Origin of the sequence: Neisseria oralis, assembly GCF_045062685.1 — a bacterium.
GTDB classification, from domain to species: Bacteria; Pseudomonadota; Gammaproteobacteria; order Burkholderiales; family Neisseriaceae; genus Neisseria; species Neisseria oralis.
This window is the reverse complement of the sequence record NZ_JBJGEB010000081.1, coordinates 1-254: the sequence shown is the minus strand read 5'-3', so window position 1 is coordinate 254 and position 254 is coordinate 1. Positions and strand designations below refer to the sequence as shown.

Sequence of the window (254 nt, the reverse complement as noted above, 5' to 3'; positions counted from 1 at the left end):
GTCCATCACCGTCGATATAGGCGCAAATCCCTATACCGGAGAGGAGCGTTACGCACAGCGCACCGGCATTCGCATCAACAACAAATTTATCGCCCCCAATGCGGGCTTCAACGCCAACCAAGGCAAGTCTATGCTGTCCCGTATGGCGAAAATCGCAGTGGATAAGGCTCAGGCAACCCATCCGGACATCGCCCACATTGCCTTGAAAACGATGATGGGCAACGACAGATTCAGAAACGCCCTGTCCACCGCTT

The 254-nt window shown here is 54.3% G+C and carries 1 pseudogene; it reads left to right on the top strand.

The features are described from left to right. A pseudogene (locus tag ACI43T_RS12155) lies at positions 1-254 on the top strand (phage minor head protein); the annotation flags it as partial.